The following is an 8897-nucleotide window of genomic DNA, read 5'->3' as shown; positions in this document are numbered from 1 at the left end:
GCCTGATCGGGCGCTAACCGGCGTGCCCACAACCACAACAAGCTGGGGTCCCTTTTACGCGAAAATACGGGGTCCCGATTCCACGGTCATTGACACGAAAAGGTAGGTCAGGCTGTAGGCGGTAGCCATATTGGCCTGCAGCTGGCTTGTGTCCGCTTGCGGCAGGTCGAGTCACGTCACGGCTTCGGACGCGGTGCCGAGGACGGCCGATGCCGTTGCAGAGCCGGCGAATAGTCCGGCGCTCGTTCCGGGATCGAAGTCGAAAATGAGAACCGAGGCGACGACCAGCAAGAGGGCCGTTACGACTTCGATGACCGAAAAGATGCCGTCGCGCCATCCTCCGCGTATGTTGGCAAAGAATTGCGGTCCCGCGGTGAATCCGAGCGCATAGATGAAAAGCGCGAAGGCGGCATTCTTCAGGTCCGGCCCGATGCGAACCCCCAGTTGCCCAAGCGCAAGGGCGACAAACAGCGTGCCGCACACGCCGCCCAATTGAACTGGGCCGATCCTTAGTTGGCCAATCAGGTAGCCGAGACCTACCGAGACAAAGAGGGCAATGACAGGATCTGTGAGAACCGACATTGGCAGAGTACGGCGCGCGAGATCGTCTTTGAGCCACACATGGCCAATCTGAGGTCCACCTTATCCTGCTTCCAGGACGAACGGAACAGCCGTCGGCTCCGAGCAGACGTCCCATTTGGTCTCTGACATGGCGACTTTACAGTGACGTCTTGGCAGCTGAGCTGCCTGCCTTTGCTGCCCCCGATCCGCCGGAAAAATCGCCTACTCGGGAACGGACGTATTACAATGTTACGCTGATCGGCTGGAACAGCCCTCGCCACCTTTGAAGCTACTCGCCGAAACGGGCATGCGATGGATGTTTTTCGGATGGCTCGCCTCACCGACGCGACACAGTTCATTACCGCGCTCCGCTCCGTGGACGTGCCAATTGCCGGTGATGCTTCGCTTGCGCCGGTTGAAGCGCTCCAGCAGTTGTGGCGATAAACGAACGACCCAGCGATGTACGGTGGAGTGATCGACGCTCAGGCCGCGTTTGGCCATCATCTCTTCAAGATTGCGAAGCGTGAGGTTGAAGCAAAACAGGATCATCAACTGGTCGAAATGGCGGTCCTTAAAATTGCGTGCTCCTCGAAAGCTGCGGAGCGTTCCATGCCATAGTCCGCCTACCGAAAACTTTGCGACAGTCGCCCTATGTCGAGGCCACCGAGGCCTTTGAGAAGCAAGTCCGGCTGGGCATAAAGTATTGATTAATCCTGCCAGACTTCCCGTTACCAAAGTGAAAACACCATTCACTAAAGCTACATCATGCTACTCAAGAAACCGGCGTCGAAAAACCGCGTGCAAAGCCAGTTCCGAGGTCGCGCGACCCCGCAACCCTAAGGCAACGTAATGACGCCAGACCTAGGCTCTGCAACGTCGCACGTTTGATAGTGGGATAGAGTTCAGCACGGTTAGGTCACGGACACATTCAACGCCTTGGAATTATCGTGTCACAGCCAGGAAGCAGGTGTCTTCGGCAGGCGTTCGTCCGGATCAATGACCCGTAGCGTGGGCTGGCCTTCTCCGTTCCAGCGCCACAAGGCAACGCAATGGCCACCAGGTGACATATAGGAGGGATAGACAACACCGTCAAAACCCGCAGAAATCAGCCGTTGTCGGAGCAGATGTGCTTCAGGCGTCCTACCCAGATCGAGAACGGCACGCCACTCGCATCTATGAATGGCCGGATCAACGCTCAGTCGCTCTTGCACAGTAACGTCGAGCAGGTCTGCCAAATTCGCGTATGAAAGTTCCAGCTGAGCGATGAGCGCCGGATGCTGGACAAAACCTTGGTTGTATTCCGCCCAGGCGGTGGACAGCTCGCACGCAGCGTAAAGTGCAGGTGCTCCGACCGGATTCCAGCGTCCGCCAAATCGCGCGGGGCCTTCGCCCGATACTGGCATATGCGCCCAGCGCGGCACGAATGCACGCCACAACGTCCGGATTTCAGGCGTTGAAGCGTCAGGCATAAACGCCCGAGCGAACCGCCTCCAGATAGGCCAGAACCTTGTTGGCCTTGCCCTCGCCGACGAGATCGTAGGCCGTCTTGCCTGCCCATCCAGGGATCGGCTGGTGCTTGAACCAGATCACCGCTCGGTTTTCGTCGCCGGCCATCTCGGAGGCCATGGCCAGAATGCTCACGACAGGGCTTAGCGCCTGATCGACCTTTCGCGTGCCCGAGCGCGCCGTCAGCGTATTGCGCGCAACACCGACAAGTCGGGCGAGTTCGGACTGGGTCACGCCCAACAATTCCGAAACGCGTCGGGCCGACAGGAAAGGCGAACGTGCGTCACCGAAATGAGCCGCCCAAACTCCTAAACTCTGAGCTGTCATGATCCGCTCCTGTCGCATGTTGATGACGTTGTGCTCATTTCTCGCTCAGTTCAAGCGCAGCCGACTTGTCTCAGTTTCCACTGATCTATTTCACCCTGCTTTGGCGTAGGCCCGTCCCCTGCCCCTGAGCAAGGCCATCAGAACCGGCTCAATCGAAAACTCGCCGACGCCAGCTTTGGCGCTGAGACTGCGCAGGTACCCGCCTGGGCTTGCGATCGCCTCGCCCTTCTGCAGAATCGCGGCCACCATGATCGCGGCATCCACCGTCCCCATCGCGTCGCAGGCCTGCTTCCACGCGTCGGGTCTGATGCCAAGTGCTCCGCTGACCAGTTTAGCCGTGTCCAGCAAGTCGCCCCAGCCTGAAATGCCTTGGCGTGCATATTGAGCTATGTCAGGGCAAGCTCGCAGCACCATACCAAGAGGATATCCTGCGGGTGGTTGGCTCTTCGTCTGCGCTTGTACTGCAGCAGTCGGAGTTAGGCTCTCTTCCAGGCTGTGTTCAGATTCATGAGATTGTGTATTTGAATCTTGTATGTGGCGCTCAGATTGAGACTCATTGCCGCTTGGTTTTGCCATTTTTACGTGATTTTCCAGTGCCTTGCGCACGTCTTGGGCAAATGTAGCGAATTGAGTGGCAATTGGTTCGAGCTCAAGGCTGCTCGCAGTGCGCGGAATGGCGGCCGCAAGCTCGCGATACTCCAAGTGCAGCCTTTGCCAGTCGCCGGAAATCTCGGCGTCGAGACCAAACGCGATCATCTTGGCGATGTCGCGGCGCAAGATGGTGATGCGCTCGCGCACCAAAAGCAGCGCCCGTCGCTCGGCCCTGACCGTCTCGGCCATACGTTCGAACTCTTCGACACGGGCCAGAAGCGGTGAAAGATCAAAGCCGAAGGCCTGCTCAATCGCGCCGTCAAATCCCTTGCGAGCGTAACGCTTGCCGTTGGGACTGTCGCGGCGCACCACAAGGCCGCAGTCGACAAGAACCGCGAGATGGCGTCTGAGCGTCGCCGGGGCCATGCCATGCGCACGCAGCGCAAGCTGGGTGTTGGACGGGAATACCACCAGCCCCTCCCCTGCCACGAGTTCCGTGTCGGGATGGAAGCTCAAAAGCGCATTGAGAACAGCAAGGGCGCGATCGCTCGCCCCCAGCAGGCCCTTGACCTCGCAGACGGCGCGAAACACCTGCCACTTGTTGGCGCTGGCGCCAGGCGCACAGCTGTTGGCTGCGAGTTGCCCTGCCACCATGGCAAGCGACAGCGGCCGCCGCCCAAAGGGCGTCGTCGAGATGTGATTCTCCATCATTTCCTTGCCTTTTCACCAGGCAAAAGAAATCTGCTCACCGGTTCGGTGCCGCGACTCTTGACAGCGATTCTAGGAAGTGCGATTCTCTAGGTGTTCAAGCTATGAGAAGGGCTTCCATGACGGCAACGTTTGGGGGCCTTTTTCTTTTGCGATCAGTCTCCTGTTTCAAGCTTCTCTGAATCCTTGAACGCCTCATAGAGGCGCCCAAGATTCGCGGATATCCAGCCGCCGAAAACAGCGGCATCCTTGTTTTTCAAGGCCAGCGTATAAGTCTTGCCATTCGACTTGGCCGTGACGCTCACTGACTGGTCGGCCGGCGCCCATTCCAACGGTGGCAGTTGTGGTGCTGGCTTGGTCGGTTTGTTTGTGAGCGCACTAACCACTCCTTGGAAGCGGTCATCGCTCGAGGCTGCCTTCATCGTGTCTTGCGAGAGCATCGACAAAAGATCCGGCAGCTTTGGAGCAGTCACCAATTCGGCCAGTTCCATCCAGCGTCGACGCCCAACGTCAGGCGCCGCGCCAATAGCCTCAATCAGCTCGGTAGGCACTTGGCGCGCAACACTGATCATTTTCGACAACGCGGCCTTATCGACGCCCAGCGCCGACATGATCACATCTCTTGCGAAGGCACGGTCCTCAAGTCGTGCGGCAAACAACGCTCTTTCGATGAAAGACAGGTTGGTACGAGCGTTGTTTTCCTGGCCTTGACTAACCACCAACTCGTCGTCGGTGAGGTTTCGAACAACCGCGCGGACCTTAATGCCCAGCCTCGAGACGGCAGCCATTCGGCGATGGCCGTAGGCCACCTGATACCGACCTTTGACCTCTGGATGAGGCCGGACAAGAATAGGGACCTGTTGTCCGTGGTCCCTGATCTGTTCAACGAGCAACGACAGTTCCGCCGCATCCATTGCGAGGCGATCGCGCACCATCGAAGCGTCGATGAGCGCCGTATCAAGTTCAACGACCGTATTGCCTTCAGCCATCTGGCGCTCAAGGTCGTGGGCGCGTTCGACTTTCTGGGTGATGTTTCCAAGCGTCTTGGCGATCCCCCCGATCGGGGAACCATGACGAACCCCTGTGGGTACCAATCCCGCAATCGGGCGTGATGCTGCCAGTGCCTCAGAAGGTCGCGGTGCTTCACCAGCAGAGACTTCGATCAGGTTCTTGCGTGCCATTATTTTCTCCCCCAGTTGGCCTTGAGGAGGCTTTCGATTTCGGAATTAACCTGGTTGAGTGATTCCATGGCACGGTCGTAGGTGCCGCGGGTAAACTGCGCGCGCTCCACTTCGTAAAGCGTCTGCTTGGTAACTCCCGCATCCGAGATCGCAGTGGATTTCAGCATCGGGCTATGAAGCATCCGATTGCCGAAAATCGCCCGCATAAACCCGGTCATTTGACTTTGTGGACCGTCATTGGGCTCAAAGCGCGTAACGAGATAACGCATCCAGTCATAGCTTGTTCGCCCCCCTGCCCTTTCCACGACCGCCATCAGCTCGCTGGTCATGGCCAGGAACTGGCTCATCGACATCACGTCCAGCATCTGCGGATGAACGGTGATCAGAACCGACGTCGCAGCGCAAAGAGCCGACATCGTCAGGAACCCCAGCTGCGGCGGGCAATCGATGATCACGACGTCGTAGAGGCTTTCGATCGGGGCCAGCGCTTCGCCAATGCGGGCGAAGAACATGGACGCGGCCTTTCCCGATGCGATGGCGGTAGGGGTATCGTGTTCGAACTCCATAAGTTCGAGATTGCCTGGGAGGATGTGCAAATTGGGGGTGTAGGTGGCGCGAACGATTTCGGCTACCGGGCGCGGATCCTCATACCTGATCGCCCCGAACAGGGTTTCGCCTTCGCCCACGTCGAGCTCGGGCTGATGGCCAAATAGCGCGGACAGTGAAGCCTGCGGGTCGAGATCGATAGCCAGAACTTTGTAGCCTCGAATGGCGAGGTACTGGGCGAGGTGCGCCGATGTGGTGGTCTTTGCCGAGCCCCCTTTGAAGTTCATTACGGCAATGACCTGAAGCTTTTCGCCAGGTCGCCGATTTGGAACGTACTTCTGGGCCCCATTCTTCTCGTCGAGCGTGAGGCGAATCCGGTCCATATCTTCGGGAGAATACATGCGCCGCCCATTGGCCAATGGCTCAGGGCCGTAGCCTTCGGAAGCGACCTGGCGCAGATATCCTTCACCTATGCCGATGTAATAAGCGGCCTCCGATGGGGTGAACTGCCGGATCGACTTTTGCGAGGAAGGCGGGGAAATCTTCTGCTGATGGAGCTGTAGCTGACGTGACAGCTCCAGCGAATCCGCAGACAACATCGAAGGAAGATGCTCCTGCTCGTGGCCGTCTATTCTGCTGTGCATCATCATCTAACCTCGAACTGCGCATTTCGCGAAAAAAGCAACTAAACTGCGCAGATACAGTATGGCCCGATTCGTGAAGATTTGACAAACACTTAACCATGAGGTTCTGGCCACTCGGTTGTCCGCGGACAACTGCGCCTCCCAAAGGGCAAAGTTGGTTGTCCGCGGACAACAAGAGGCCATCCGGGCTGCGCACAGGCGTCGGCAAGTACTCCACTGGTTGCTCGCTGGAATCAAAGCCACAGTGCCGGCGGCAAGGGCCGGCTTGGCAAGTAGCGTTGAGTGAAGGTTAATAGCTACCTGGGCAAGCTCTGATTGGACAGGGGTTCCAGCTCAAGCCTATTCGCGGCCGCCTATTGAGGCGCCTAACCGGTTGATAAAGGTCCCACCAAGTGAGATGGCGAGCCGGAGACATCTACAGCTGCACCTGTCGCCGACGAGATTGATCTTCACGCCAATGTGACGTGCATGGGCCGCCTGAGCGCGGCGGCCCTTCTCGCTGCATTGGAATCTTAGGCATGCGGCCATGGGTTGTTCTCAGCTCGATATGATGTTTCACACGGCATGCAGCGCGATGATTACGTGCCAGCCGTCAAGCGAGGCTTAGAACGGAGCCAACATCGAAAGCAGGTCTGGCAGTCGATCTAAGTATAATTCTGGCTATCCTCACGACCGTCTGTCGCGAAAGGCAGCGCCGGGATGGGTAGCCCAAACCCGATGCGCAATGTCGCAGAAGATGCTGCCAATCGATTGTGGATCCTTTGAATGTGGCTCATAGGGTGATGGTAGATGGGGCGCTTGATTGAGTGCTTTGAAGCGTCAGCTGACCATCTGACTAAAATGGCCTAAATAATATTACTCGTGAGCGGAGCCCGCGATCCGCGGGGGCGGTTGGGCCCAGAGCTCAAGGTGGGTTCGAGGAGGGTGGATGGTTGTAGTCGTCCTCTTGGCGAGGAGGTGAATTTTGCTGGGTGAGACGAGGGAGCGCATGTAGCCATGCTCCGCAGGGAGCGACCAATGTCTGCTGCTCTTCTGGCGGCGCGACGGAATCACCCGAGAATCTTCTTAAGCGCACTGCTGTCGCCAAATGGGAGCTCTGCGGCGATCTGCGGGGGAAGAAGATGGTTGGGCAGCGAACGCTCGCTCGCAATGTGCACGAGGGACGACCTTTTTGGTCGATCGAAATACGAGCCGAACACCTTTGTCAGAGGTTCAGTAGACGATCGGCAATCGGTCCGATCGCACGCTCGCGGCGTTTCGGCTCATTCGATGTTGATCGCCTCATCTGAGCCCAACGCACCGCGGGCCAGAATGGTTGGAAGGGCACTAGCAGGTTGCTCTCTCATCAGAGGACGGGGTGCATCCAATCTCAGGCGTCACCCACGCTGAAACATAGGCGGGCATGTGCGACTTCATTCGTGTCCTTGGGTGGGTGCAGAAGCTCCTCGTCGGTCTATAGTTTAAGCCGAAGTGAAGTGATCTTGCTGCGGCGGTCACTGGAAACAGTGTAGCAAGCAGCCGACCCCTGTTGCCACAGTCGACAAAGGGCGTCGCCAGCGCAGGTCTCGGTATGGCAGTAAAGGTGTCCGATGTCGCCGCCTTCGTGCAACTACGCAGACGGGAGTACAGTGACGCATTCGCAGCTTCAGCGCGCTTGAGGCTTGTGCATTGTGCTATCCTCCGAACCGGTAGGTATCGGCCAACTCGATAGTTTGCGTAGGACGGTAGAAGGGCAAATGCGTTTCTTATCTCTTCCGCCGCAAGGCCTCGGCGTCAACCGCACTTATCGACAAGCCAATTGCTGCATAGACCTTGCGTTTGGCTGGAAAGTGATGGCCGACGATTTCAGTGCAAGATTTAAGGTGTCGGGCTGGGGAGGGGCGGTTGTGGAACGCGACCGAGCCCGTTAAGGAGAAATCGGAGGCGCTGGGCGCGTTGTCGCGGGGTCGTCCCAGACCAAGTACACAAAGGTGGCGACGTCTCTTCTTCTCAGCAATTTGGGCTAGCTGGAAGTACTGGCTGATGGCATACTGCACCCAGGGCGAAAATGTACCGCGCCTTGGTCGAAGGCAGGGACGGGGCATCCTTGGCCATCTGGCGCGCGCTCTAGGACGTCGAGGTGAGGGTGGATCGCCGGATTCTGGCTGAATGGCCTCTGGGTAAAATCAAGTGCTAGTTAACTTTGCTAAGCGGGATTATGGCAAGGTTAGTCAAGACCTTACGAACGTTCCAGTTATGGCCAAAAGAGAGCACGCAGGCTCATAGGGCCGGTCGCGCGAGCAATCGAGGTTTTGGCGCGTCTGGACGAGCGGCTAGCCCGCTCGCCGGTGCGCGACGGCCTTGTCGAGCGCCAGCAATTTGCCGATGCGGCCGCAGCACTCTGGCTTGAGGGCGAACTCGTCCACCTGGAGGATCTCGTCCTCCACAACGCCCACATGTACATTCGCACCCCAACCCACGAGCTCACCCGCGCGCATGCCGTCTTGCCTGTCAATGACCGTGGAATCGGGACCCCGTATTTTCGCACAAAAATGGACCCGTTTGGGGTGGTGAAGGGCACGACGCTGAGCACCCGATCAGGCGGAGCTGGTCGGGGTTGCACAGCCTGATCGGGCGCGGCTGATTGGCCTTTCGGCTTTAGCCATGGCTGCTCGTCCTCCTGAGACTGTCATATCGAGCGCAGTCGGCGATCGGCTCGTGAGCCAGCTTCAGCGCTTGGGGAATGGAAAGGATCGCGGCCGGCGCCGGATCGCGGCTGCGGGCCAGAATGTTGAGGATCACCGCCGCCGATGAGACGCCATGGTCCAGCGCTTCCTGGCAGGCCGCCTCGACC

Annotated in this window: 6 protein-coding genes and 3 pseudogenes; 1 reads left to right on the top strand and 8 read right to left on the bottom strand. The window is 58.3% G+C overall.

The window, feature by feature from the left end; all coding sequences use genetic code 11:
• Nucleotides 1–171: 171 nt before the first annotated feature.
• The 7 genes and pseudogenes from C8K44_RS26800 to repA all read right to left on the bottom strand — a co-directional run bounded on the left by C8K44_RS26800 (nt 172) and on the right by repA (nt 6067).
• Nucleotides 172–582 carry a hypothetical protein gene (locus C8K44_RS26800; RefSeq protein ID WP_245417655.1) on the bottom strand — a complete coding sequence of 137 codons (411 nt, stop codon included), beginning with the start codon at nt 580–582 and terminating at the stop codon, nt 172–174.
• Between the two features lie 375 nt (nt 583–957).
• A pseudogene (locus C8K44_RS28125) lies at nt 958–1110 on the bottom strand (IS6 family transposase); the annotation flags it as partial.
• A gap of 401 nt (nt 1111–1511) precedes the next feature.
• Nucleotides 1512–2030, bottom strand: coding sequence for an RES domain-containing protein (locus C8K44_RS26790; protein ID WP_109578800.1), 519 nt, complete (start codon nt 2028–2030; stop codon nt 1512–1514).
• Nucleotides 2023–2394, bottom strand: coding sequence for an antitoxin Xre-like helix-turn-helix domain-containing protein (locus tag C8K44_RS26785; RefSeq protein ID WP_109578804.1), 372 nt, complete (start codon nt 2392–2394; stop codon nt 2023–2025). Before C8K44_RS26785 ends, C8K44_RS26790 begins: the two co-directional genes overlap by 8 nt.
• 90 nt (nt 2395–2484) lie before the next feature.
• A complete protein-coding gene (gene repC / locus C8K44_RS26780) occupies nt 2485–3693 on the bottom strand; it encodes a plasmid replication protein RepC (protein ID WP_109578803.1) in 1209 nt (402 codons plus the stop codon).
• A gap of 155 nt (nt 3694–3848) precedes the next feature.
• Nucleotides 3849–4874, bottom strand: a complete 1026-nt coding sequence (repB, locus tag C8K44_RS26775; RefSeq protein ID WP_109578799.1) for a plasmid partitioning protein RepB — start codon at nt 4872–4874, stop codon at nt 3849–3851.
• The gene (repA, locus tag C8K44_RS26770) at nt 4874–6067 is read right to left on the bottom strand and encodes a plasmid partitioning protein RepA (protein ID WP_109578802.1); all 1194 of its coding nucleotides are present in this window, start codon (nt 6065–6067) and stop codon (nt 4874–4876) included. Before repA ends, repB begins: the two co-directional genes overlap by 1 nt.
• A 2194-nt stretch (nt 6068–8261) precedes the next feature.
• On the opposite strand from repA, the pseudogene C8K44_RS28120 reads away from it, so the two are divergent.
• Nucleotides 8262–8550: pseudogene (locus C8K44_RS28120) on the top strand (hypothetical protein); the annotation flags it as partial.
• Nucleotides 8551–8701: 151 nt separating this feature from the next.
• Here the strand turns inward: C8K44_RS28120 and C8K44_RS26760 are convergent.
• Nucleotides 8702–8897: pseudogene (locus tag C8K44_RS26760) on the bottom strand (IS21 family transposase); the annotation flags it as partial.

The organism is Aminobacter sp. AP02 (assembly GCF_003148805.1).
Taxonomy (GTDB): domain Bacteria; phylum Pseudomonadota; class Alphaproteobacteria; order Rhizobiales; family Rhizobiaceae; genus Aminobacter.
The sequence above is the reverse complement of the archived record's forward strand: the minus strand, read 5'-3'. Positions and strand labels throughout refer to the sequence as shown.